Genomic DNA, 24446 nt, shown 5'->3' with positions numbered 1-24446 from the left:
TCTCTGGCTGCCAAGCCAGCTGCGGCCCTTGCCCGCTCGGCCAAGGACCGGTACTGAAAATCATCCTGCACCGCGCTATGTGGTGCAGGATGATTGCCGTTGGAGGATACCCCATGTCTTTTCTGAAGCGTCTTTTCGGCGGAGGCAACGAAGCCGCCGAGCCAAAGACAGCGGCGCCGGCAAAGCAGATCGAGCACAAGGGATTTTTGATCAGCGCCACGCCCTACAAGGCGGAGGGCCAGTACCAGACCTGCGGTGTGGTTTCGAAGGAGATCGACGGCGTGATGAAGGAGCACAAATTCATCCGCGCCGACCGCTTTGCCGGGCTTGATGACGCTGTCGACATCTCGATCAAAAAGGGCATCCAGCTGGTCGACGAGCAAGGCGAGAAGATCTTCGGATAGATCGGCTACTACAGCCTTGGGTCGATTGGCTCGCTTTCCAACGCCAGCACGGCGAAGACACACTCGTGAACCCGGCGTAGCGGCTGCTTGGCGACAAATCGCGTTAGCGCTTCGTGGCCAAGCGCGAACTCTCTGAGCGCCAGGCTGCGCTTGCCGGCCAGGCCGCGTTCTCGGAGGCGGACGAGATTGTCGGGCGCGTCATATTCGGGACCATAGATGATGCGCAAATATTCCGGGCCGCGGACCTTCAGCGCCGGCTGGATGAGCCCCTTCTTGCCACGGCTGACGAATAACCAATGGCAGTTGTGTGGCCCACCACAATAGGTTGTCGCCAACGAAAACAAGGGCAGGCGCCGGGCGCCTGCCCTTGTACAATTCAGATTATGCTGACGCTTTACGCCGCGGTGGCGACGCGCTCGGCATTGCCGGTCGCGGCCACAATGGCGTCGACCTTGGCCGAGGCCTTGGCCAGCGCTGCTGCTACCGCATCGGCGCCCATCCCGACTCCTTCGATGCGGATGACCTCGACATCGTTCATGCCGAGAAAGCCGAGTACGCTGCGCAGGTAGGGAATGGCGTGATCGAACTGCACGGCCGCACCTTCGGAATAGATGCCGCCCGAAGCCAGTACGATATAGACCTTCTTGCCGGTGACGAGGCCCTTGGGGCCGTTCTCGCCATAAGCAAAGCTCTTGCCGGAACGGGCAATGTGATCGACCCAGGACTTCAGCGTCGAGGAGATGTTGAAGTTGATGAAGCCGGTGGCGAGAATGACGGTGTCGGCCGCAAACAGCTCGTCCAGTACCGTGTCGGAAACGCCGACGACCTCAGCCTGGCGCTGGCTGCGCGCTTCGACCGGCATATATATGCCGGTCGAATAGTCGGGGTCGATATGCGGCAGCGGGTTGGCTACGAGGTCGCGGGCGACAAGCCTGGCCGAGGGATTGGCGGCAAGCAGCTTCTCGGCGAGTTCGGTGGCGATGCGGGTCGAGTGCGAGGCGGCGCCGCGTGGGCTGGATGTGACAAGAAGGATCGACATGATGGGTCTCCAGGGTTGGACTTAAAATCTCCCGGCAAATATGTGTGCGCAGACCCATTTGAAAAACTGGTATATTTTTTATATGATCCATCTAAATTGTGGATTGAACGATGCAACCGAACCCGACGCTTGACCAACTGCAGATACTGGTTGCGGTGGCCGAGACCGGCAGCTTCTCGGCCGCCGGGCGCAAATTGAATCGCGCGCAATCGGTGATCAGCTACGCTATCGCCAACCTCGAAGCGCAGCTCGGGCTGAAGCTGTTCGAGCGCGAGGGCACGCGTGAACCGCAACTGACCGATGTCGGCAAGGCGACGCTGGAAGATGCGCGACGCATGGTCGGCGTGCTGCAACGCATCCGCTCGCGTGTCGACGGATACCGGCAGGGATTGGAGGCGGAAGTTACGCTGTCGGTCGACGTGACACTACCGTCGCCGGTGCTGGTTCGGGTGCTAAAGGCATTCGAGGCGCAGTTCCCGGCAGTGACGCTGCGTCTGCATATCGGCTCGCTTGGCCTGATCCTCGATCATGTTGTCGGCGGACAGGCCGATCTCGGCATCGGGGGGCTTCTGGGTGAGACGGACGTGAATCTGCTTCGCATCGGCTTCATCTCCCTGGTGCCAGCTGCAGCGCCTGAACACCCGCTGGCGCTGCTGCCGAGACCAGTGGCGCTAGAGGATGTCCGCGAACACATCCAACTGGTCGTCTCGGACCAATCCGAGCGTACGCGCGGGCGTGACTATGGCGTCTTCGCCTACCGCACCTGGCGGCTGACGGATGTGCGCACCAAGCACGTGCTGATGCGCGAGGGGCTGGGCTGGGGCGGGCTGCCGCGATGGCTGATTGCCGATGATCTGGCGAACGGCCGGCTCGTCGAACTCGATCTCGAGCCTTACAGCGAAGTCCGCTCGCCGCTCTATGCCATGCATCGCGCCGATCGCAGCCCGAAACCGGCGGCCGCCTGGCTGATCGACCAGTTCAAGCGCCAGCTCGGCTGTTTCAACGAGTTCGAGCCGGGTGAGATGCCTGCGAAGGAGCCGGAGACAGGCCGTCGATCAGGGCCATGAGAACGGCGCGGTAATCCTCGATCGAAGCTCCAGCTTCAATGGCGAGCGCTGCGCGGTCGAAGGCAGCGGCGAGCAAAGCGGTCAGTGCTTCCACAGGCAATCTCTTCGTGGAGTGCGACCGCATCGCGGCGATAAGGCCCTCGCGCAGCGAACGGTTGCCATGGCGATTGTCGATCGCATCCATGGCGGCGCGGCCGAGCACGGCCGGGCCATCAAGCAGCAAGAGTCGGGTGCGGCCGGGGGCACGCATGGCAGCCAGATAGGCATCCGAGCCGGCAATCAGCGCATCGTGGGCAAATAGCGAAGGCGGCGACGCGCGTTCGATCTCTTCCGCGATGGCTTGCGCCTCCTGTTCGACCACAGCGGCAAACAGCGCCTGCTTGTCGGCAAAGTGATGATAGAGCGCGCCGCGCGTTACGCCAGCAGCGGCGACGATCTCGGGTGTGCTGGTCTCGGCATAGGACTTTTCGGTGAACAGTTTTCGCGCTGCGGCGATGAGCTCGGCGCGTGTCGCCTCGGTGCGATCACGATTGGAGCGACGAGCGAATCCCTGTTGCATGCATGCAGCCTGTATGTTAGTTCAATTTACATGCAGACTGTATGTTATTCGCCGGGAGAAGGAAAGATGAGGACGACGAGCTATTATCCGGTGCTGATGACGGGCGATGTTGCCGGCACTGCAGCCTTTTATATCGCGCATTTCGGCTTCAAGCCGCTGTTCGAGGCCGACTGGTACGTCCATCTGCGCTCGGCAGAAGATCGTCGCGTCAACCTCGGCATCGTCCAGGGCGATCATGAGACGATCCCGAAGGAGGGGCGGGGCCGCACCTCCGGCCTGCTGATCAATTTCGAGGTCAGGGATGCGGATGCCGTCTATGAGCGGATCACCGCCGCCGGGCTACCGATCCTGCGAACGCTGTGCGACGAACCCTTCGGCCAGCGCCACTTTATCACCAGGGATCCCAACGGCGTGCTGATCGACGTGATCAAGCCGATCCCGCCGAGCCCGGAATTCCTAACGCAATATGCCGATGGCGCGGCGGGCTGAGCGAGACAGCGGCCGCTGGCAGGAACTGTCCGCAGACGCGACGTGAGGGCTTTAGCCGCGTGGCCGGTCACGCCTTTGCGGTTTATGCTTTGGGGTTAATCAACCCTGGGCCTTCTCCATGCGTGAAATCTGCCTTGTCCGCGCACCCTCCAACCTTGGCCTCCGCCCGCTCCGGCCGGGGCATATTCCGGGGACCTGGCGCGCGCCGCAGGCGCTTACCGAAGCCGGCTTGGTCGAGATGCTTTCGCCCGCCAAAGTGGTTGATCTTGATCGGCCCGCCTATAGCACCGAGCCACAGCCGGGCACCCGGCTGCGCAACGGCAACGCCATACGCAGCTTCAATCTCGCACTCGCCGAAATCGTTGCCGGCGCGCTGGGACGAGGCGAGTTTCCGCTGGTTGTGGGCGGCGACTGCGCTGTCCTGCTTGGCGCGCTGGCCGCAGCACGGCGATCTGGTCCGGTTGCGCTGGTCCATGTCGATGGCCACAGCGATTTCCGCCATCCGGGCAATTACGACGTCAACGCCTCGCTCGGCTCGGCCGCCGGCATGGACCTTGCGCTCGCAACCGGACGTGGTGAGCCGTTGCTGACCGACTGGCCCGGCATCGCAAGACCGCTTGTCGCGGACGAACAGGTGATACAGATCGGCGAACGCGAGAACCGCAACGCCAACTTCGCCTGGCCGGACATCCATTCGACCGCGATGACGTTGATCGACGTCTTTGCCGTGCGCGAGCTTGGCGCGGCGAAGGTCCTGGACAAGACCTGGAGCACGTTGGCGCGAACCGGCTGGCCCCACTGGGTGCATTTTGACGTCGATGCGCTCGATCAGACAGTGATGCCGGCAGTGGATTCACCGGGCAGCCCCGGCATCGATCCTGACGATCTCGTCGACATTCTCACGGCGCTGGTGGCGGATCCGCGCTGCACCGGAATGGATATGACCATTTTCGATCCGGATCTCGATCCGACCGGCGAATTGGCCGCGCTGCTGGTGTCGCTGCTTGGCCGGATCTATGCGCCGCGATAGAGCCTGCCCATCCCGATAGGTTCGGGATGGGCTCTATCTTGTTTGACCATGATGTTGTCCGAAAAACCGGTTCCCACTTTTGCTGCGCTGACCTTCGGTTCGGGATCAAGGTCGAGCACTCAGCTTCGCGCCACTGGCATCACCGTGACCTGAGTAATGCCGGAGCGGCGCACCACCGTGCACAGCGTCTCGTGGCCGATGCGCTCGGCGTCGAGCATGCGCACCAGATCGTCGACACCGGTGACCGGGCGGCCGTCGATGGCGGCAATGATGTCGCCTTCCCTGAGGCCGGCCTTGTCCGACGGGCTGTTCTTTTCGACGGTGCGCAGGCGCACCGCCGTGCGGCTCGATACTTGCGACAAAAGGGCTGCGCGGCGCGGCAGGTTGGTGGTGTCGGCTGAAACGCCGATGAAGGCACGGCGCACGCGGCCGAAGCGGATGATTTCCGAGATGACGAAATTGGCCGTGTTGGAGGCAACCGCGAAGGCGATGCCTTGCGCACCATGGATCATCGCGGTGTTAACGCCTATCACCTCGCCGGCCGAGGACACCAGTGGTCCGCCGGAATTGCCGGGGTTGAGCGCGGCGTCGGTCTGGATGACGTCGTCGATCAGCCGGCCGGTGGAGGCACGCATCGAGCGGCCGAGTGCCGAGACGACGCCAGTGGTGACGGTCCATTCGAAGCCGAGCGGGTTGCCGATGGCAATTGCAATCTGGCCGCGCCTCAAACGCTTGGAATCGCCGAGCGGCGCAACGTCGGCAAAGTCACCGTCGGCGCGCACCAGCGCAATGTCGGTGTCGGGGTCGCGGCCGAGCACGCGGCCTTCCCTGGAAGCGCCGTCCGGCATTGATACGCGCACGCTGCGCGCATCGCCGACGACGTGGAAGTTGGTGACGACCAGCCCGTCCGGCGCGATGACGAAGCCGGAACCATGGCCGCCCGGGCCACCGATGCGCTCGATGCGGCAGACGGCGGGCCCGATGCGGTCGACGGCATCGGCGACCGTCGCCGAATAGGCATCGAGAAGGGCATCGTCATATTGCAATTGCTGAGCGGGCAGGGCCACCTGAGGACTCCGTTTGGAACAAGATGAACAATGCCTATATGTGCGGAGCAGCCGGACCGGCCGCGACCTGACCAGATGGCCAGTCAAATGCTCAACTAGCCGTCAGGCGAGTATCCGCCAACCCCCGCCGGGCGATATCTGGGTCACGAAGAACCCAGGAGACAAATCATGAGCGATTTCAATCTGAGCATGTTATCCGACGCCATTGCCGACATCGCGGCAGCTGCGGCACCAGCGACGGCCAGCTTCGCGACGCACCAGCGGACGTCAACTGCTTTCCACTGGCGGGACGGCTATTTCGTCACTGCCGAGGAGGCGGTCGAGGCCGGCGAGGAGATCGAGCTGACGTTTTCTTCGGGCCAAGCCGTCAAGGCCGAACTGGTCGGCCGCGACCCGTCCACCGGCACGGCCGTTTTGAAACCGGCCGGCGCGCCGAGCGCCCCGTCACTGGTAAAGGCGGAGGCGGTGCGGCCGGGCAATCTGGCAATCATCGCGGGCAATAGTGACGGTACGTCACTCGCCACCTTCGGCACGGTCGGCGAGGTCGGTCCGGCCTGGCGCTCGATGCGGGGCGGCACGATCGACCGGCGCATCAACCTTGCCGTCAATGCCGGCGGCCGTTTCGAGGGCGGCCCTGTGCTCGACGCCAAGGGCGGACTGATCGGCATGCTGCTGTTCGGGCCACGCCGGCGGGCACTGGTCATGCCTTACGAAACGATCGAACGGGCAGTCACGACACTGCGCGAGAAGGGTCATGTGGCGCGCGGCTATCTTGGCGCCGGCCTGCATCCGGTCCGCAATGGTGATACACAGGGCGCCATGGTGATGAGCCTGGACGATAACGGCCCGGCGAAAGCAGCCGGTCTCAGCCTCGGCGACATCATCGTGTCGTGGAACGCAGAGGCGGTGCATGGCCCGCGCGAGCTGATCCGCAAGCTCGGGCCAGACAGTGCCGGTGCCCTGGTGACACTCGGCGTGGTGCGCGGCGGCGAGAATCGTGAGGTTTCCCTGACCATCGGTGAAAAACCACTGAGCTGAGGGATAGATGGTAAGCGGTGAGGTCGCTGGCAGACGGCTGACGGTGCTGATCGCGCTCGCTGACGCCGAGCGCGCACGAAGTCTGTCCGCGGCTCTCGCCGCGACCGATGATCTGCGGCCGGTTCTGGCGGGCGATGTCGACGGGCACGGGGCGGCGGATGTCGCCATCGTCGATGACCATGGAGTACAAGGCGGTCTCTTCGACGCGGCTATGCCTCGCGTGCTGCTATTATCGCGAGCGGCCCGTGAACGGCCGGCCGATACAGTGTTTGCCGTGCTGCCGGTGCAAGCGGACGAGTTGCTGATCGCCGCCGCCGCGCGGCTGGCGGCGGCGGGCTACCGGATTTCGCGCGACAGCCATGCTCTATCCGATCTGCATCACGATTTGACCTTCCACGACAGCGGCCGGTTCGAGGAGGAACCAACTGACGAGCATATCGTCCGGCCGACGCTTTCGCCGCGCGAAAGCGAGGTGCTGGCGCTGCTGGCCGAAGGCGCGCCCAACAAGGTTATCGCGCGACGACTGGACATCTCCGTGCACACGGCGAAGTTCCACGTCGCGGCTATCTTGACCAAGCTCGGTGCCGTCAACCGCACCGATGCGATCGCCATCGCCATGCGGCAAGGCTTGGTGCTGGTCTAACGTGGATCAAAGGGCCGGTTCGATGTCGGTCAGCCGGAAGTCGTCACCCTTGAACAACAATGGCATGGCTTCGAGACGGGCCGTAGCATAAGCAATGCAGTCGCCGAAGTTCAGAGCGGCAGGATGCCGGCCTTTGCCGTAGCGCAGGAAAGCCTGACGGGCGACAGCGGCGTGGTCGGCCGTGAAGGGTATCGTTTCGATCGAGGCAGTGCGCAAAAAGGCTTCGAAACGATCGATAATCTGATCCTGCCAGCGACCGACAAGCACCATTGTCGTTTCGAGCAATGTCGGTGCCGCAAGCAAACGTCTTTCAGCCTGGGCGATTGCCAAAACGAATCGATCGTAGCCCGGTTCCGCGCGCAAGATGGCGACCAGCGCCGAGGAATCGATGATCATCGCGTCGGGATGCCCAGCTCATCGTAACCGAGAATTTCATCTTCGCTCATCGCGTCTTCGCGCTCCGGTATTCGTGCGGCCCGTTCGGCAATGGCCATCAGACGTTGAAAGAGATCACCGGTCTCCTCGCGGGGCACAAGCCGTTCGCGCGCAACTTCCCGCTCAAGGCTTTGACGGACGGCCTCCGTCACCGATACCCGGCGGCGGCGGGCGAGCTCACGCGCCAATTGCTCGACCTTGGTATTCTTGATAGACAAAGCCACTTATATATTCTTCCTGTTTAGGTAGAATATAACAATTTTGCTCGGCGATTCAACGCGTCTCACGAAATCCACAACCCTCCGTGGCGTCACACCGTTACGGCCGCAGGCCCTTGTATCCGTCGTTGGTGCGGGCAAGGATCGCAAAGAGAAAAGATAGCGGAAAAGAGCGTAGCACAAGGAGACGCAACGATGTCGCTCAAGGGAAAGACGCTATTCATCTCCGGCGGGTCGCGCGGCATCGGACTGGCGATTGCGTTGCGCGCGGCGCGCGACGGCGCCAACGTGACGATCGCGGCCAAGACCGCCGAGCCGCATCCGAAGCTGCCGGGGACGATCTACACGGCGGCGCAAGAGATCGAGCAGGCCGGCGGCAAGGGGCTGCCAGCGCCGTGCGACATCCGTGATGAAGCGCAGGTCGCCGAAGCCGTCGCCAAGACCGTGGAGAGGTTCGGCGGCATCGATATTTGTATCAACAATGCCAGCGCCATCCAACTCACCGGCACGCTGGAGACCGACATGAAACGCTACGACCTGATGCACCAGATCAATACGCGCGGCACTTTTCTCGTCTCCAAAATGTGCATTCCATACTTAAGGTTGGCGGAAAATCCTCACATTTTGAATCTGGCACCGCCGCTCGACATGAAGGCCAAATGGTTCAAGAACCATGTCGCCTACACGATGGCGAAGTTCGGCATGTCGATGTGCACGCTGGGCATGAGCGCCGAGTTCGCCAGGGATGGCATCGCGGTCAATTCGCTATGGCCGATCTCTACCATCGACACGGCGGCGGTGCGCAACCTCTTGGGCGGAGCGACGGTGGCAGCGATGAGCCGTTCGCCCGACATCATGGCCGATGCGGCATACGCCATCCTGGTCAGGCCGTCGCGCGAGGCGACCGGCAATTTCTACATCGACGAAGAAGTGCTGCGTGCCGAGGGCGTCAGCGATTTCTCGACCTATGCGCCGGGCGCGACAGGCCCGCTCGCCGGCGACTTTTTTGTGCCGGACGAGGTGTTCGGGCGGACTGATACCAAAATCAAAGCTATCTACTGACGGAAGTATCTACCTACAGAAGTATCCTCAAAAGACCGGCACAGACGCATGCTCACTCCCCGGCTTTCTTGGCTTTGCCCAGGCCCATCAGCCGGTCGATATAAGCAAGCATGAATGCCGAGGCGACGAAGGCCAGATGAATGATGGTCAGCCACATCAGCTGGTCGGTCGTGTAGGAGACCGAGTTCAGGAACACCTGCAAGAGGTGGATCGAGGAGATCGCTACGATTGTCGAGGCGACCTTGACCTTCAGCGAGCCGACATCGATCGTGCCCAGCCAATGCACCTTGCCGTCATTTTCATCGAAGCGGCTGACGAAGTTTTCGTAGCCCGAGATGATCACCATCACCACCAGTGAGGCGACCAGCGCGGCATCGATGAGGCCGAGCATTTTCAGGATGGTGTCGGTGTCATCGAGCGTGAAGGCGACAGGAACGAACTCGAACAGCTTCTTGCCGAAGGACACGGCATAGATGGCAAGTGCCGCGCCCAGTCCGAGATAGAAGGCGACCAGCAGCCAGCGCGAGGCGAGAATGATCGATTCGATGGCAAGTTCGATGCGCTTCATGTGACGGTTCCGGGCTTCTTTGCGGAGCGCCGTATTTCGGGCAGGCTGCGGCGGTTTGCAAGGTCCTAAAAAAACGAAACCCCGCCGGGAGGGGACCGGCGGGGCTCGCGTGTCCCGCTGGAGTCGGGACAGGGCAGGGAAGCCATGTCCAGAATTTGGGATTGGTAGCCGCGCGTTTCAAGATTGATGACCGCGCGACTCAATGGTTGATCGAATCGCGCGGTTCACATTGCGGTTTATTGGGCGCTGGCCACCGGCGCCACCAGGGGGGTAATCCGGCGGATGGCGACGCGCCGGTTCTCGCGATTGGGTCCCGACGTGTTGACCTTGAGATACTCCTCGCCATAACCCTGCGTCGTCAGGTTCTCCGGCGGGATGCCAAAGGCATTGGTCAGAGCTTCGGCGACCGCCTCGGCGCGGCGGTCGGACAGAGCGAGGTTCGCCTCCGGCGTGCCGACTGCATCGGTATGGCCTTCGATCAGGAAGGTCTCGGCCGGGTTTTTCTTCAGCAGCTTCTCCATGGCGTTGGCAACACCCTCCAGCTTCTGGACCTCGGTGTCGGAAATCGAAGCCGAACCGAACTCGAAGTTGAGCGTATCGAGGTCGATCCGGCGGGCGATGTCACGCACTCGGGCCGAGCGCTTGACCTCGTCGACCGAATAGAGGCGCTGGACCCTCTCCACCGGCGGCCGTTCGAGGAAGGTGTAATAGTCGTCCGGATCCTCGACCTCTTCGGAATCCAAAATGTACTCCTCTTGCGGAATGGTAAGGCGCATCGGCGGCAGGTCGTCGCCCGGGTCGCGCCAGTCTGCATCATCGTCATAGTAGCGCTCGTCGACATAGCTCAGCACATATTCGCGCCCGTCAGGCGCGATGCGTGAACGCTGGATGACGTCGCCGTAGCGGTTGCGGATAGTGACGATCCGGACACCATTGTCACGCTCGACGATTTCCCGGGTGCGATCGCCCGACAGGTCCTCATAATAGACATTCCTGGCGCCGCGGTGCATGCGCGGGGCATCGCTGCTTTCCACGAAGGTCTGGTTGTTGAACTGCAGGATGACGCGGTCGCCGAATTCCCTGACGACGTTGGCGCCCTGCGGGCGCGGACGGCGGCGAACATCCTCGATGTCGGGCGCACGCTCGACGCGCTTGCCTTTTTCCTCGGTCACCGGAACGATCTTTTCAGGCTTGATCTCCTGCTGGGCTGCCTTGTCGTCGGTAGGTGGCGGTCCCTCCTCGATCGGAGCAGGCTTCGGGGCTTCCACCTGGTTCTCGCCCTGCTGGGCTGGCTGGTTGCCCTGCTGCTTACCGGCATTTTGGCCGCGCTCCTTGCCGCCCTTGCGCTTGCGCAAGACATCCTTCTGGCTGTCCAGTATGGGCGCGTCGTTCGGGTTGGCGGCGGCTTCGCCCTGAGCAGGGAGCCCACCCTCGGCGGGTGCTGCCTGTTCGCCCGTCGTCGTGGGCTGCTCACCGGTTGCGGGCTGCTGTTCGCCGGTCACCGGCTCTTCCACAACGGGCTTCTTGCCACGCTTTTTCGCCTGGTTCTCGGGCTGTTCGCCTTGAGCAGGAGCCGCTTGCTTCTCGGTTGGAAGTGGCTCGGCCTGTGGGAGAGGCTCACCGGCGGGGCGTTCCTTCTTGCGCGGCGCCTGTTCGGCCGGTGCCGCCTCGATCTGCTGGTCTTGCTTGTTCTTCCTCTTGCGCGGATTGACTTGCTCGTTGTTGTCGTTCGCGGGTGCAGCCTGCTCGGCCGGCTGTTCGGCAGGCGCGGCCTCCTGCTGTTGCTGGTCGCGCTTCTTTCTCCTCGGCTTGAGCTGCTGCTGATCGTCGTTCGCGGGTGCAGCTTGCTCGGCCGGCTGTTCGGCAGGCGCGGCCTCCTGCTGCTGCTGGTCGCGCTTCTTCCTGCGCGGTTTGAGTTGCTGCTGATCGTCGTTAGCAGGCGCGGCCTGCTGGTCAGCCGGAGCGGCTTCGATCTGCTGCTGGTCGCGCTTCTTCCTGCGCGGTTTGAGTTGCTGCTGATCGTCGTTAGCAGGCGCGGTCTGCTGGTCAGCCGGAGCGGCTTCGATCTGCTGCTGCCTCTTCTTCCTTCGTTGATTTCCTTGCTGCTCTTCGCCGGAAGGCGCGAGCTGTTCAGCAGGCGCGGATTCACTCTGTTTTTGCTGCTCGCGCTTGTTCCTGCGCGGCTTCTGCTCGGGCTCGCCCGATTGTTCGGCGGGCGCCGCTTCGGATTGTTTTTGCCGGTCGCGCCTCTTGCCGGGCTTCTGTTCCGGCTCCGACTTTCCGCCTTGAGCGCAAGCTTCGGCCGATTCGCCCTCGGCACAATTCGACTGCGCCGGGATAAACATTGCGCTGTTCCGGGCGGGGCCGAATGCAGCATTGCCTTGCAGCGGGAACGCGCCTAACGGCGCGGACGCCATCAACAGGCCAAGCGCCGTGCCTGCCAGAATCCGTGGTTGGCGTTTCATCATAAACACTCCTTGTGGCGTCCCATCCGTGCCCAAACTTTCAGCAACCATGTTTGGTTCCTGTTTGTAGGTCTTAGCGGTGGTACAGGGCGATTGACCGGCGTTTTGAAGGCGACTTCGTGTCATTCGTATGTTCCTGGCGTATCGTTCGGACGAGGCGCAAGTGTTGCCGTGCTTGACCTTGAGGCGTCCGAGGGCCACATGCCGACAATGGACAAGCCGTTCTGGAAGACCAAGACGCTCGAGGCGATGACCCCGGCCGAGTGGGAATCACTCTGCGACGGCTGCGGCAAATGCTGCCTGTCCAAACTCGAAGACGAGGACACCGGAGAAATCTACTGGACCAGCGTCGGCTGCCGGCTGTTCGACGCTGGAAGCTGCCGCTGTTCCGACTATGCCAACCGGCTGGCGCGTGTTCCGGATTGTGTCGGGCTGACGCCGCAGAATGTGCGCACCATCAGCTGGCTGCCCAAGACTTGCGCTTACCGGCTGGTCGCCGAGGGCCGCGATCTCTATTGGTGGCACAGGCTGGTGTCTGGAAGCGACGAGACCGTGCACGAGGCAGGCATCTCGATGCGCGGCCGAGTCAGCGCCAGCGAGACCGACCTTGCCGAGCCGGACGACTATTTCGACCATATTCTCGCGGACGAGCCTTAGGATTTTATCGCAAAATCGAGAATCCGGAATCGACGGCAAAACGGACGTTGTCCATCCACCATGCTATCCACCCTATGTAGCACCGCCGTCCATAGCACCGCCTTCAGAAGCGAGAGACTATCCCGGTTCTGCCTCATGAACTGGAGATGAATGGCCGGTTCGCAAAAAATTCAGACAGGCGGGTGCATTCTCCTCCCATCGGTTCGACGAAACGGGTGGAAACCCTCAACAAGGAGAGAAGACAATGTTCAACACCATCAAGACGGCGGCTCTTTCGGCTCTTGTCGGCCTTGGCACGCTTGCTGCCATCCCCGCTCATGCTGACAGCATCTATCTCGGCTTCGGCAACAACCAAGATCCGCGCGTCGGCGTCTATACCGGCGACGAAGATGATGGTTACTATCGCGAACATCGCCGTCATGGCGGCTGGCGCCGGTCCTGTTCGCCGGAGCGTGCCATCGACAAGGCCGAACGCATGGGCCTGCACCGCGCCCGCATCATCGACATCAACCGCCGCACGGTCAAGGTCGCCGGCCGCCAGTATGGCGACCGTGTCGTGATCGTATTTGCCAACGAGCGCGGCTGTCCGATCATCTATCGCTAAGGTCTTCGGGCCTGCGGCCGGTTGACTTGCAGCCGGTAGAGTAGCGGAGCCCTTTCCGCCAGGACGGAAAGCGCGGCTCAAAAACCCCGGAGGATCGATCCTCCGGGGTTTTGCATGTGCAAGCGATGATCATTTCAATTCGAAAGTCACCGTCACCTGTGCGGTATAGGAATTCTCGCCGGCTTGCACCGGGACCGACGCGCCAGCGGCATCGAATGCCTTGGCGTTGATCGGCATCGGCGGTGGTGCGAAATTCTGGTCGGTGATTTCCAGGACCCGGCCGATGCCGACGCCGGCCGCTTCGGCCAGCGTCTTGGCCTTGGCCATGGCATTGGCGACGGCCTTCTTGCGCGCCTCGGTGACGGCTGCCGCCGGATCGTCATTGGAGAAGGAGATGCCGCCGCCCTGGTTGACGCCGAGCGACACCGCCTTGTCGAGAATGTCGCCGGTCTTGTCGATGTCGCGGATGCGCACCGACAGCGTGTTGGTCACCTGATAGGCGACAAGCTCGGCCTCCTGGCTGCCGTCGGGCTTGTTGGTGTAGTTATAGCGCGGGTTGATCTGGATGCCCGCGGTCTGCAGGTCGCGCTCCTTGATGCCGGATGATTTCATTGCAGCGATCACCGCGGCCATGGCGTCGTTATTGGCATCGAGCGCTGCACGTGCCGTCTTGGCTTCGCGCATGACGCTGAGCGTCAGCAGAGCCAGATCGGGTGCTATCGCCGCCTCGCCTTCACCGGTGACGACGATACGCGGCGGCGGTGGTGAATCGGCGGCGGCCGCGATCGCCGGAAATGCGACTGCGGCGGCAATCGCCAGGGGCAAAATACGTCTGGTCATAAAATCTCCTCGATCTGCGATCCCAAGACAGCCGAGTAGGCGGTGTCCAATGGGCGACGTGCATAGGTTATCAATATGGGCTGATTTGGGCGATCTCTGCCAGCTCCTTGGAACGCCTGCTCGGAAAGCCCTCGGAAAGCCTTGTGCGGTTCAGGGAAAAACACTAATCCAGCGCCGTGGGGCCTGTAGCTCAATGGTTAGAGCCGGCGGCTCATAACCGCTTGGTTGGGGGTTCGAGTCCCTCCGGGCCCACCATTGGCTATTGTGGCTGTTGATTTAATTGGATTTTTTGGCCATTTTTGTCCCACCTCTTTCAACCCCCTCAGAAAGTGGGACAATTTCGTTCTCGTTTCGAGCGAAAATCAGAAGTGTGCGGGCGGACTGCGCGACCTTCCGACGGCGCGCTTTCCGGATCTAATGGTCCGGGTGCTGGTAAGTAGTCCAGTCGTATATTGCCTTCAGCTGCTCGTGCGTCGCCGTTTTCTGCGGCAACAGTGGCGCCTGCCTTGCGGACCCCGTGGGCGCTGCAGCCCGGGAGCCCCGCTTCGTCGCACCATTGGCGCATCTTGTTACCAAGGCCGTTTTCCGAGAAAGGCCGACCATACTCGGTGACGAGGAATGTCAAGTTGCCGGCCGGGGCGAAGGAAAGCTCATCCTCGAGTTCTGGGAGCAGAGGCAGTTCGACGACAATCGCTTCCTTGCGCACCTTGCTCTTGTCGGTCTTGCCAGGCTTGATCCTGATCCACTTCTCCCATGTCCCGGTATCCTTGTTGCGAACTTGGGTAATGTGTTGTCTGCCGAAGATTGCTGCATCGGACAGTCGCAAACCTGTGAACATGAAAATCGCCAGCGCCATACGAGCCATGGTGCCGCGCGCATGCCGTTTCTCATACTGGACGATCTCCGACACTTCCCAGGTGTGGAAACCTTCGCCATTGCCCGAAGTCAGGCGCTTTATTCCGTTTGCCGGATTGACCTCGACCATCTCGGCATCCTTGGCCCAAGCGAACATTGCGCTAATGGCTTTTGTAATATTGTTGGCTGCCCCGGAGCGTCTGACCGGGTATCACGGAGCTCCTTGACGTGAGCCCGCTTCATGGCCGCGAATGGTAATGAACCCTTCGTCGAGAAGTCCGGATTGACTGGCCCGCTCAGCGGGTGAGGCAGTTTGCAAACGCCTTCGAGTATTGTTCGTCGTCGAAGCATCGTGCCTTCGCCGACTTCTGCGCCACCGCGCCGGAAATACTCCTGGCAAAGCCACATCAGACTGCCCCGCGAGGCCACTGGCCTCACTACAGGCCTGACCACATTCTGAGCCGAAGCATAAGGAACGCCATCTCGCGCGCAGCGCACTTCTTCGTGGAACTCGGCTGAACCTGGCTTTTCTCGCAGACGGATCTTTTTTCTACCCGGTGCGCGGAAGTACAGCCGGATATTGCCGTGCCGATCCCTGTCTTCGACAACGCCTTTCAGATTGAATTTCACCATGGTGCTCGCCACGTCCATCATCTGCGATCCCAAGGATTATCGCTAGAGGACACGCCGTCAAGTTTGCTGTTGCGGTGTGGTAGCCGCCCGAATGCCTCTGCCAGTTCCTCCACGTCCCAGACATAGCGCTCTTTGCTGGGCATCCGCGGTTGTGGCATACGGCCATCCGCGACCAACTGGTCGAACGTCGTTGGACTGACGCCGATAGCTACCGCTGCCTGTTCTCGATTAATGCCGAACAGCAGGAGCCCGCCAAGTGCGCGTTTCATTGCTTTTCTCGCTGCACATCGCCTCGCGGGCTGAGTTCCGCGACAGTGGAGCATTCACCTAAGAAGCAATCACGCTACCCTTTCCTTGCTATGCCTGGAATGGATCTGTCCGGCCAATGCGGCAAACGGCGGTAACGGCGTGAAAATAGGATAGCAGACCGCGGCTGCGGGGGTTCGAGTCGGGAGAGCGCTACCGCCTTTCCTCCGACTCAGCTCGACGCATTCTGCACTTCGTTGCCGCGCGTAGCACCCAATAGGTTTCAGGCAACGCTCGACATCCACGAGGTCCAGTCGGAATGTCGGACGCCGCGCACCCTGCAATCGTCGAGACGAATAGAATGGGGGCGGGGCCGACGCGCTAGGCTGTCGTGGCTCCCATGCCCCAGCTCCGCACAGGCCAAGAATCTCTTTGCTCCTCCACGGTGAAATGAAAATTCTTGAGCCGCCGCGCTTCGATGCGTGGAAGCATGTCCGAAAACTGCGCCCTGGTGACTTCGAGGGAGAGACTCAGCGACGGCAGGCGATCGGCCTGGAAGAGCGTGCCCGCGTCTGAACTCCGTCTTCATGGGCGTGGGCGCCATGATCATGACGACGCCCGGCCACCTAAACGCCGGGTCCGGCATGATGAGCGTGGCGGGGAGAATGATATAGGTGAATTCGACCGACTGGCGGGGCGGGCCTGGCTGAACCACTTGGCCGAAGTTGACGTTGGCTGAGCCTACGATTTCGCCGCGCCACTCGCCCGCCACGATCGGCGGCAACTCAAGATGGCCGCCCTTTTTGCGGACAGTCATTCCGAACGTGTGCGCCAGGAAGCGTGGCAATATCGATACCCGCTGCCTCTAGCCTGCGCCTCGCCGCCGCGACGACCTCCGCGCCAAACTGCGGCGCGTGCCGCACAACGATGGCTTCGCCGGTCAGCTCCGGCATGTTCCGCTCCAGCAGCATAACAAAGCCGTCGGTGCTTTTCGCGCTCATGGCCCAGTCTTGAAGGGTTTGGACCACTCCCGCCCTTGCGACTTTCTGCCTAGTGCGGGCGAGCCGGGTCGTCTTTCCTCGCTCTTCGGACAGGACATGCTCGAAGGCATGTATCGTCTGCCAGAAATCATGCTCCCCGGTCCCGGGTTTCTCTTTGGGTAGGACCGAAACCAGCTTGCGGAAAGCGGCGTCGGCCACGCCCGGCTCACCCTTGTCCCGGGCGTTCCTGATCCACGATTTCAGCTTTTCGGGATCGTTGCAGTTCTCGATCAGTCCCAGAACCTTCGCCACGTCGCTCATGCGGTCCTCCCTTTAGTTCCTGACCCGCAAGCCTGTCTTGCCCACCGCAGCGACTGCGAGGATTCGAGTAGCTTCCAAGACGAGGCCCAGCAAAATCAAGTGGCTCAGGTTACAATATGCCCGTTGGGCGTTCGGGCATACATGCTTACCGGAAAGCATGGGAATGCGGTATGCGGAAAGCAAGCCTAGCACTTGAAGCGTTCGTTGACGAAACGATCCAAAAAGGCCCGCGAGAAACGATACTTCCCGACAGTTTTCATAGCGATGCGTCATCAGCTATGCGTCCCCGCCATATGGTGCATAAGCCCTCGTTCTTGGCAGAACTTCGCGATCATGGTGAAGTTCCGGTCGGTGTAAAGGTCGTCGGGCAGCGCAACCTGGTGTGGTTAGTCGCAGTCGATGACCGATGGCGTTGGTGAGCCCCGACTGCGTTTGACCACTATTCGAAATGCATCGACTGGCCGCGCATCATCGCCAGGGTCAGTGCGACTGCGGGGTTTGCAGGCGGCTTCTCCATAAGCAGGGAGCCGTCGAAAATCGCGCCACGCCGCCATGCGCAATTCGTCACCGTCATCGACGGCTGCAGGGTCGAAAACGTGGGCATCGTAGGGATCCCGGTCAATCTCGATAGTCCAGTTCTTGAGCGCCTTGCGAGCCATTTCCTCCACCTGGGCAAGGTCGCTGGTGAAGAAGGGGATACGGTCGCCATCTTCCGAAAGGGGCTCAACCGCTCCAGCGTCGGCCGCTCGCACACCCAACCCAGAACGAAGGCAATATCGAAATCGATCTGGTGGTCCGGGCCAGCTGTAACCTCCAGCCGTTTGACGACGTCCGGATAGAGCTGCTTGCGCGCCGGCCACGTGTCCGGAAGCGCCTCGGCTTGCAATCTCGTTCGGGGAACGTCGATCAGCTCCATGATCTGATGGCGCGGAACTCTGTCCTCCGGCCAGCCCGCACAACATGCGGTCGTCGCAGCCTCGTCGGCCTCCATCCAAACCGAAGCAGCCCGGTCCTCGTCCTCGGTGGGCTTGTCGTCTTCCGGAAAGCCTTTGATGTCCCACCCTTCCAACGCGAACAAACCTTCCGCGCCCTGCAAAGCCGTAATGCCGGCCCGCGCGAAGACACCGCGTGCCAGTTCTTCGGGCGTTGCACCTTCAATGTTCAAGCGAAGTTCCATGGTTCGCCTCCTGTGCCAATCGTACCGACAGTGAACAAAATAAGAACATTGGAGTCAATAGGCTCTTGGCAACAGAGGAATTGGTTCCGTTTTTTCAACGGGATAGCCACCAGAGCGATGATCGGCGCTCCGTGTCGAATTCCAAGGCAACGGCTCCATTGCCGATCATGATGCGGACCGCTGCGGACGGGGACAGTCGGTCCCGCGTCCCGTCCTGCGGCCGGCGCTATGCTGACGCTCCTACGGCTGTCCTGTTAACCGTCCGCGGCGGGGGCGAATTTCCTCCGTCCCGCGCGCGACAATGTCCGCATTTGCGGACGCGCGCAGGACTGCGGCTTATGCGCCGTTTTTCCTTTGGGCGCCGGCAGTCGCCGGCGCGACGTCCAGCGGGGCATCGTGCCCTTCGACCGTATCGTCCTGTCGGCAAACGACTCTATCGGTGCCACCGGGTGAGCGGTCGCGCCAAACATTTCTTCCGCAGCGCCACCTCACCATGCCATTGACTCTTTACTAGGAAGAGAACAAATGAGGAACATACCATCAGCATTTCGCGTTCAGGGGACCAGATGAGTGCATCGGCGCCAAACGCTGCCATTTCCGATCTTCAAAATCGCATTGCGCGTCTCGAAGGCGGCAACACGCCCGAAAGAGCGGTGCTCCCTTTCGGCATTTCCTCTATCGACAGCCACCTGCCTGAGGGCGGTGTGGCACTTGGCGCGCTCCATGAAGTTGCCGGTGGTGGCAATGGAGCGATTGATGGCGCCGCCGCGTCGCTTTTTGCTGCAGGAATTGCGGCCAGGACGCAGGGCAAGGTGCTGTGGTGTGTGACGCGCCAAGATCTGTTTGCGCCGGCAATCGCCCAGGTCGGACTTCACCCGGACCGGGTGATCTATGTCGAAGCCGGTGACGACAAATCCCTGCTCGCCTGCTTCGAGGAAGGCCTGCGGCACATGGGGCTTGGGGCTGTGGTTGCCGAGGTTGCCCGGCTGTCGATGACGGCCTCGCGACGTTTGCAGCTTGCATCGGAAGGCTCCGGCGCCATGGGCATCGCCGTCCGCCGCTGGCGCCGACAGACCGAAGCCGCCGATTTTGGGCAGCCGACGGCGTCTGTCACCCGCTGGCGGGTTTCTGTGCTGCCGTCACGGCCGCTGCCTGTGCCAGGCGTTGGCCGGGCGCGATGGCAACTTGAACTGATCCGGTCTCGTGGAGGGGAAACGCTCGATATCGAAGTGGAGGCATGCGATGCCCAAGGTCGTCTCGCTCTTCCTTCCAAGCTGGTCGACCGACCGGCTCAGAAGGAAATTGGGCGACGTCTCGCCGCCACCGGATAGACCCTTGGTGCTGGTCGGGCGGCAAGGCAATCGTCGCTTGGTGATCGCGGCAGATCGCTCGGCTATGGAAGCGGGCCTACGCATCGGAATGCCGGCACGAAAGCGCAGGCCCTCATTCAGGGTCTGGTGGTTATGGACGCGGAGCCCGATGCCGACACGGAGGGATTGGAGCGGCTGGCGCTGTGGGCATTGCGGCGGTACGCGCCGATCGTAGCTGCGGATCCTCCGGACGGATTGGTCATGGACACCACGGGCGCCGATCACCTTCATGGCGGCGAACAGATGATGCTGGTCGATATGGTCGAACGTCTCTACCAGGTCGGCTTTTCGGCGCGGGCAGCGATTGCGGATAGCTGGGGTGCCGCTCACGCCGTTGCGCGTTACATCCGGCAGACCGTCAGCGTGGTCGCTGGCAACGCAACCCTCGACGCCATTCGTCCTCTGCCCATCCCGTCTCTACGGTTGCCCGACGCAATCGTCAGCGGTTTGCGCGTTTTGCGCTTCGACAGGGTGGGGGACCTTCTGCAGCAGCCTCGCGCACCCTTGACCCTGCGCTTTGGGCCCGAATTGGGCCGCCGTCTTGACCAGGCCACTGGCCGCCTTGCCGAACCGATCGAGCCGGTGCGGCCAGTGGAGGTGGTCGAGGTAAAGCATGCCTTTGGCGAGCCCATTGGTGCGGCCGACACTATCGCGCGCTACATCGGCAAGCTTGTGCAAGCGCTATGCCTCGAGCTGGAGACCAGGGGCTAGGCGCCCGACGGCTCGACCTGCTGCTCTACCGCGTCGACAACCGGATCGAAGCCATTCGCGTCGGCACCGCCTTGCCCATCCGCGATGTCAAGCGGCTGACGCGTCTGCTTTGCGACAAGATCGAGCGGGTCGATCCCGGTTTCGGCATCGAGCTGATGCGCTTGTCGGCGCCTCGAGCCGAACCGTTGACGCCCAGGCAGACGATCTCCTCACTCATCGAACAACAGGACGCTGACATTTCGGACCTGATCGACATACTGGGCAATCGTGCCGGCGAGGAGATGCTTTATCGGTTTGCCCCGGTGGCCAGCGACGTGCCCGAACGATCAGTTCGGCGTGTCGCCCCCGCGTCGGTGGAGACCGGCGATGCCTGGCCAGACCATTGGCCGCGTCCGGCTCGTCTGTTCGCAGTGCCTGAGCCGATCGAGGCGATAGCTCTATTGCCTAATCATCCGCCACCGAGCTTTACCTGGAGAGGCATCCGTCGAAGGGTGAAGCGGGCCGATGGCCCTGAGCGCGTTTTCGGCGAGTGGTGGAAGCGCGACGCCGAACTTGCCGCGGTGCGCGACTATTTCCAGGTCGAGGACGATGCCGGCGAGCGCTACTGGATCTATCGCGCTGGCGATGGCGAGGATGCCGCGACCGGCTCCCATCGCTGGTTCCTGCACGGCATTTTCGGATGATCGCACCGTACGTCGAACTGCAATGCACCTCGCATTTTTCCTTCTTGCGTGGCGCCAGTTCCTGCGAGGAATTGTTTGCGCAGGCCGCCATAATGGACATGCCCGCACTTGCCGTCTGCGATCGCAACAGCCTGGCCGGGATCGTGCGCGCGCATGAGGCGGCAAAGGCGACCGGCGTCAGGCTGATCGTCGGCTGCCGGCTGGATCTGGCGGAAGAGATTTCCATCCTGGTCTATCCGACCGATCGCGCCGCCTACTCGCGGCTTTGCCGCTTGCTGTCTCTGGGCAAGAAGCGCGGTGGCAAGGCGAAATGCGTGCTGCATTGGGCCGACCTCGTCGGCTATGGCGACGGCCTTGTTGCGGTGTTCGTTCCCGATCAGGCCGACGACACATCCTCGATGTGGCTGCGGCGACTGTGCGAAGCATTTGGCGACCGGGCTTACATGGCGCTGACGCTGCGCCGCCGTCCCAACGACGCTTTGCGGCTGCACGATCTTTCCAATCTTGCCGGACAGGCCGGCGTGCCAACGGTCGTTACCAACGATGTGCTCTTCCACGAGCCGTCACGGCCCATCCTGCAGGACGTCGTCACCTGCATCCGGCACAATGTCACGATCGACCACGCCGGGCTGCGGCGTGAACGACATGCCGACCGCTATCTGAAGCCGCCGATTGAGATGGCACGCCTGTTCGGCCGTTATCCCGAAGCGATCGCGCATACCCTCGAGATCGCCGAGCGCTGTCGATTCTCACTGGACGAGCTTGCCTATCAATATCCCGAGGAACGCATGGTGCCGGGTCTGACACCGCAGCAGGCGCTGGAGAAACTGGACCTGGGAAGGTGCCACGACGCGCTTTCCGGAAGGCGTGCCGGACAAGGTTGTTGGTACGCTCAAGCATGAATTGCAGCTCATCGAGAAAATGCAATACGCGCCGTATTTTCTGACCGTCAATTCGATCGTGCGCTTTGCCCGCAGTCAGGACATCCTCTGCCAAGGCAGGGGGTCTGCCGCCAACAGCGCTGTATGCTATGTCTTGGGCATCACCTCGATCGATCCCGACCGCAATGACCTGCTGTTCGAGCGCTTCGTCTCGGAAGAACGCCGCGAGCCGCCCGATATCGATGTCGATTTCGAACATGAGCGCCGAGAAATCGCCATGCAATGGGTGTTCGATAACTATGGCCGTGAGCACGCAGCACTCTGCTCGACCGTCATCCGCTATCGTTCCAAAGGCGCCCTGCGTGATGTCGGCAAGGCTCTGGGTCTGCCCGAAGACCTAATCAAGATGCTGTCGTCGCAGGTGTGGGGCTGGTCGGACGAAGGCGTCCAACCAAAGCATGCGGAGGAACTGAACCTCAATCTCGGCGATCGCCGTCTGCGCCTGGCGCTTGACCTGGCCAGGCAGCTGATCGGCGCACCGCGTCATCTGTCGCAACACCCCGGTGGCTTCGTCCTGACTCGCGACAGGCTCGACGATCTGGTGCCGATCGAACCGGCCGCAATGAAGGATCGTCAGGTCATCGAATGGGACAAGGATGACATCGACGCGCTGAAGTTCATGAAGGTCGACGTGCTAGCGCTCGGCATGCTGTCCTGCATGAAGCGCGGCTTTGATCTCTTGTCACAGCACAAGGGGATCAATCTGGATCTCGCCACGATCCCGGCCGAGGATCCGCGCACCTATGCGATGATCCGCAAGGCCGATACGCTCGGCAACTTTCAGATCGAATCCCGAGCCGTGTCAATGCTGCCGCGCATCAAGCCACGGACCTTCTATGACCTGGTAATCGAGGTGGCGATCGTGCGGCCAGGACCGATCCAGGGCGACATGGTACACCCCTACCTGCGGCGGCGCGAAGGCAAGGAGGAGGTTGTCTATCCCAAGCCGGAGCTCGAAAAGGTGCTCGGAAAAACACTGGACGTGCCGCTGTTCCAGGAACAGGCGATGCGCGTCGCGATCGAATGTGCCGGCTTCACGCCGGGCGAGGCCGATCAGCTTCGCCGCGCCATGGCAACCTTCAAGCACACTGGCGGTGTCTCCAGCTTCGGCGCCAAGCTGATCGGTGGCATGGTGAAGAACGGCTATGAGCGCGAATTCGCCGAAAAGACGTTCAAGCAATTGGAGGGCTTCGGCAGTTACGGTTTTCCCGAGAGCCATGCGGCAAGCTTTGCATTGATCGCCTACGCATCGTCTTGGCTGAAATGTCATCACCCCGATGTCTTAACAATGCCCAGCCGATGGGTTTCTACGCACCCGCGCAGATCGTTCGCGATGCCGGTGACCACGGTGTCGAGGTTCGCCCGGTGTGTGTGAACGCGTCGCGCTGGGATTGCACGCTCGAGCCCACCGAAAGTGAGGACCGGTTTGCCGTTCGGCTTGGCTTGCGGATGGTTCGTGGTCTTGCAAACGCCGACGCCGCGACCATCGTCACCACACGCGCCGACCAATCCTTTGCGTCGGTTGACGACCTCTGGCATCGAGCCGGGGTTCCCGCGGCATCCTTGGTCGAGCTCGCCCAGGCCGACGCCTTTCAACCCTCATTGTCGCTGGCCAGGCGTGAGGCCCTGTGGGCGATCAAGGCGCTGCGCGACGAACCGCTGCCGCTGTTTGCCGCGGCCTCGGCTCGCGAGCAGCAAACGGTGCCGGAGATCCGCGAGCCCCTAGTCGCGCTACGCGCCATGACATCAGGCGGCGAGGTGGTCGAGGACTATGGACATGTCGGGCTGACCCTGCGCGATCATCCCGTCTCCTTCCTGCGCGCCGACCTGCGCCGCAAGCGCATCGTCTCTTGCCGCGAGGCCATGCAGGCGCGCGATGGGCAATGGCTGGAAGCAGCCGGGCTCGTTCTGGTCCGGCAACGGCCGGGCTCAGCCAAGGGCGTGATGTTCATCACGATCGAGGACGAGAGCGGCATCGCCAATCTGGTTGTATGGGTGAAGGTATTCGAAAAATTCCGCAGGGTTGTGCTTGGTGCTGGCATGATTGGCGTATACGGGCGCATCCAAAGGGAAGGCGAGGTGGTTCATCTCGTCGCGCACCGGCTGAGTGATCTCTCAGCTGAGCTGGCCAGCGTTGGCGATCGCGATGCTGCCTTCCCCCTGCCGCATGGGCGCGGCGACGAGTTTCATCACGGCAGCCCGACGCCGGACCCGCGTGGAATGCACAAAGGGCCGCGGCCGCGAGATATCATCGATCCTTATCTGCACATCGACCAGATCAAGGTGAAGACGCGGGATTTCAAATAGGTGTGCTGGAGCCCCAAGGCGGCAAATGCCATAGTGG

General features: G+C 62.0%; 23 protein-coding genes, 1 tRNA gene and 2 pseudogenes. 13 read left to right on the top strand and 13 right to left on the bottom strand.

Translation table 11 applies throughout. The features are described 5' to 3' along the window. Positions 1–113: 113 nt before the first annotated feature. Positions 114–404 (top strand): HlyU family transcriptional regulator, encoded by a 291-nt coding sequence (locus tag NKH78_RS00835; RefSeq protein WP_023678291.1) that lies wholly within the window; start codon positions 114–116, stop codon positions 402–404. Positions 405–412: 8 nt separating this feature from the next. Here the strand turns inward: NKH78_RS00835 and NKH78_RS00830 are convergent, their stop codons facing one another. Continuing rightward, a complete protein-coding gene (locus NKH78_RS00830) occupies positions 413–748 on the bottom strand; it encodes a hypothetical protein (protein WP_352738979.1) in 336 nt (111 codons plus the stop codon). Between the two features lie 50 nt (positions 749–798). Next, the gene (locus tag NKH78_RS00825) at positions 799–1443 is read right to left on the bottom strand and encodes an FMN-dependent NADH-azoreductase (RefSeq protein WP_254820355.1); all 645 of its coding nucleotides are present in this window, start codon (positions 1441–1443) and stop codon (positions 799–801) included. Between the two features lie 110 nt (positions 1444–1553). Between NKH78_RS00825 and NKH78_RS00820 the strand changes: the two genes are divergently transcribed. Next, complete coding sequence (locus tag NKH78_RS00820) at positions 1554–2510, top strand: LysR family transcriptional regulator (RefSeq protein WP_352738983.1); 957 nt, start codon at positions 1554–1556, stop codon at positions 2508–2510. Here NKH78_RS00820 and NKH78_RS00815 read toward each other — a convergent pair. Beyond that, entirely contained in the window at positions 2443–3069 is a 627-nt protein-coding gene (locus NKH78_RS00815; protein ID WP_352738984.1) for a TetR/AcrR family transcriptional regulator, read from the bottom strand. The genes NKH78_RS00820 and NKH78_RS00815 overlap by 68 nt on opposite strands. Positions 3070–3135: 66 nt before the next feature. On the opposite strand from NKH78_RS00815, the gene NKH78_RS00810 reads away from it, so the two are divergent. Together NKH78_RS00810 and NKH78_RS00805 are read left to right on the top strand one after the other, a co-directional pair. Further along, positions 3136–3558: a VOC family protein gene (locus NKH78_RS00810; RefSeq protein ID WP_352881579.1), complete on the top strand. Its 423-nt coding sequence runs from the start codon at positions 3136–3138 to the stop codon at positions 3556–3558. A gap of 118 nt (positions 3559–3676) precedes the next feature. Next, on the top strand, positions 3677–4588 hold the full coding sequence (locus tag NKH78_RS00805) for an arginase family protein (protein WP_352477778.1): 912 nt from the start codon (positions 3677–3679) through the stop codon (positions 4586–4588). A gap of 119 nt (positions 4589–4707) precedes the next feature. Here NKH78_RS00805 and NKH78_RS00800 read toward each other — a convergent pair whose 3' ends face one another. After that, positions 4708–5655, bottom strand: coding sequence for a S1C family serine protease (locus NKH78_RS00800; RefSeq protein WP_352506773.1), 948 nt, complete (start codon positions 5653–5655; stop codon positions 4708–4710). Between the two features lie 168 nt (positions 5656–5823). Between NKH78_RS00800 and NKH78_RS00795 the strand changes: the two genes are divergently transcribed. After that, the gene (locus NKH78_RS00795; protein ID WP_352738986.1) at positions 5824–6693 is read left to right on the top strand and encodes a S1C family serine protease; all 870 of its coding nucleotides are present in this window, start codon (positions 5824–5826) and stop codon (positions 6691–6693) included. A gap of 7 nt (positions 6694–6700) precedes the next feature. Further along, positions 6701–7336, top strand: coding sequence for a helix-turn-helix transcriptional regulator (locus NKH78_RS00790; protein ID WP_352506775.1), 636 nt, complete (start codon positions 6701–6703; stop codon positions 7334–7336). A 6-nt stretch (positions 7337–7342) separates the two neighbouring features. Here the strand turns inward: NKH78_RS00790 and NKH78_RS00785 are convergent, their stop codons facing one another. Together NKH78_RS00785 and NKH78_RS00780 are read right to left on the bottom strand one after the other, a co-directional pair. After that, positions 7343–7732: a type II toxin-antitoxin system VapC family toxin gene (locus NKH78_RS00785; protein WP_352506776.1), complete on the bottom strand. Its 390-nt coding sequence runs from the start codon at positions 7730–7732 to the stop codon at positions 7343–7345. After that, the gene (locus tag NKH78_RS00780) at positions 7729–7995 is read right to left on the bottom strand and encodes a type II toxin-antitoxin system VapB family antitoxin (RefSeq protein ID WP_352738988.1); all 267 of its coding nucleotides are present in this window, start codon (positions 7993–7995) and stop codon (positions 7729–7731) included. The genes NKH78_RS00785 and NKH78_RS00780 overlap by 4 nt, the downstream gene beginning before the upstream one ends. A 189-nt stretch (positions 7996–8184) precedes the next feature. On the opposite strand from NKH78_RS00780, the gene NKH78_RS00775 reads away from it, so the two are divergent. Continuing rightward, a complete protein-coding gene (locus NKH78_RS00775) occupies positions 8185–9051 on the top strand; it encodes an SDR family oxidoreductase (protein ID WP_352506778.1) in 867 nt (288 codons plus the stop codon). Between the two features lie 52 nt (positions 9052–9103). Here the strand turns inward: NKH78_RS00775 and NKH78_RS00770 are convergent, their stop codons facing one another. Both NKH78_RS00770 and NKH78_RS00765 read right to left on the bottom strand, forming a co-directional pair. Then, the gene (locus NKH78_RS00770) at positions 9104–9619 is read right to left on the bottom strand and encodes a TIGR00645 family protein (RefSeq protein WP_254820365.1); all 516 of its coding nucleotides are present in this window, start codon (positions 9617–9619) and stop codon (positions 9104–9106) included. Positions 9620–9855: 236 nt separating this feature from the next. After that, the gene (locus tag NKH78_RS00765) at positions 9856–12084 is read right to left on the bottom strand and encodes an OmpA family protein (protein ID WP_352739036.1); all 2229 of its coding nucleotides are present in this window, start codon (positions 12082–12084) and stop codon (positions 9856–9858) included. A gap of 210 nt (positions 12085–12294) precedes the next feature. Here NKH78_RS00765 and NKH78_RS00760 point away from each other — a divergent pair, with 210 nt between their 5' ends. After that, positions 12295–12741, top strand: coding sequence for a YcgN family cysteine cluster protein (locus NKH78_RS00760; protein ID WP_254820372.1), 447 nt, complete (start codon positions 12295–12297; stop codon positions 12739–12741). Between the two features lie 244 nt (positions 12742–12985). Further along, positions 12986–13345 carry a hypothetical protein gene (locus NKH78_RS00755; protein ID WP_023678277.1) on the top strand — a complete coding sequence of 120 codons (360 nt, stop codon included), beginning with the start codon at positions 12986–12988 and terminating at the stop codon, positions 13343–13345. Between the two features lie 129 nt (positions 13346–13474). Here the strand turns inward: NKH78_RS00755 and NKH78_RS00750 are convergent, their stop codons facing one another. After that, positions 13475–14185: an SIMPL domain-containing protein gene (locus tag NKH78_RS00750; RefSeq protein ID WP_352506781.1), complete on the bottom strand. Its 711-nt coding sequence runs from the start codon at positions 14183–14185 to the stop codon at positions 13475–13477. Positions 14186–14364: 179 nt separating this feature from the next. Between NKH78_RS00750 and NKH78_RS00745 the strand changes: the two genes are divergently transcribed. Next, a tRNA-Ile gene (locus NKH78_RS00745) sits at positions 14365–14440 on the top strand. A gap of 67 nt (positions 14441–14507) precedes the next feature. Here the strand turns inward: NKH78_RS00745 and NKH78_RS00740 are convergent. From NKH78_RS00740 to NKH78_RS00725, 4 genes are all read right to left on the bottom strand, one after another. Continuing rightward, complete coding sequence (locus NKH78_RS00740; protein WP_352822177.1) at positions 14508–15170, bottom strand: site-specific integrase; 663 nt, start codon at positions 15168–15170, stop codon at positions 14508–14510. A 520-nt stretch (positions 15171–15690) separates the two neighbouring features. Continuing rightward, positions 15691–15942, bottom strand: a complete 252-nt coding sequence (locus tag NKH78_RS00735; protein ID WP_352570985.1) for a helix-turn-helix transcriptional regulator — start codon at positions 15940–15942, stop codon at positions 15691–15693. A gap of 762 nt (positions 15943–16704) precedes the next feature. Continuing rightward, positions 16705–17220: a hypothetical protein gene (locus tag NKH78_RS00730; RefSeq protein WP_352881573.1), complete on the bottom strand. Its 516-nt coding sequence runs from the start codon at positions 17218–17220 to the stop codon at positions 16705–16707. A gap of 439 nt (positions 17221–17659) precedes the next feature. After that, entirely contained in the window at positions 17660–18397 is a 738-nt protein-coding gene (locus tag NKH78_RS00725; RefSeq protein WP_352570987.1) for a hypothetical protein, read from the bottom strand. Between the two features lie 566 nt (positions 18398–18963). On the opposite strand from NKH78_RS00725, the gene NKH78_RS00720 reads away from it, so the two are divergent. The 3 genes and pseudogenes from NKH78_RS00720 to NKH78_RS00710 all read left to right on the top strand — a co-directional run bounded on the left by NKH78_RS00720 (position 18964) and on the right by NKH78_RS00710 (position 24409). Further along, positions 18964–19728, top strand: a complete 765-nt coding sequence (locus tag NKH78_RS00720; protein ID WP_352881569.1) for an ImuA family protein — start codon at positions 18964–18966, stop codon at positions 19726–19728. Next, positions 19640–21161: pseudogene (locus NKH78_RS00715) on the top strand (DUF6504 family protein). Before NKH78_RS00720 ends, NKH78_RS00715 begins: the two are co-directional and overlap by 89 nt. After that, positions 21158–24409: pseudogene (locus NKH78_RS00710) on the top strand (error-prone DNA polymerase). The pseudogenes NKH78_RS00715 and NKH78_RS00710 overlap by 4 nt, the downstream one beginning before the upstream one ends. The last annotated feature ends 37 nt before the right edge of the window (positions 24410–24446 follow it).

This window comes from Mesorhizobium sp. M0910, assembly GCF_040319465.1.
Classification (GTDB): domain Bacteria; phylum Pseudomonadota; class Alphaproteobacteria; order Rhizobiales; family Rhizobiaceae; genus Mesorhizobium.
Note: the sequence above shows the minus strand (reverse complement) of the source record. Positions and strands in the feature narration are given on the sequence as shown.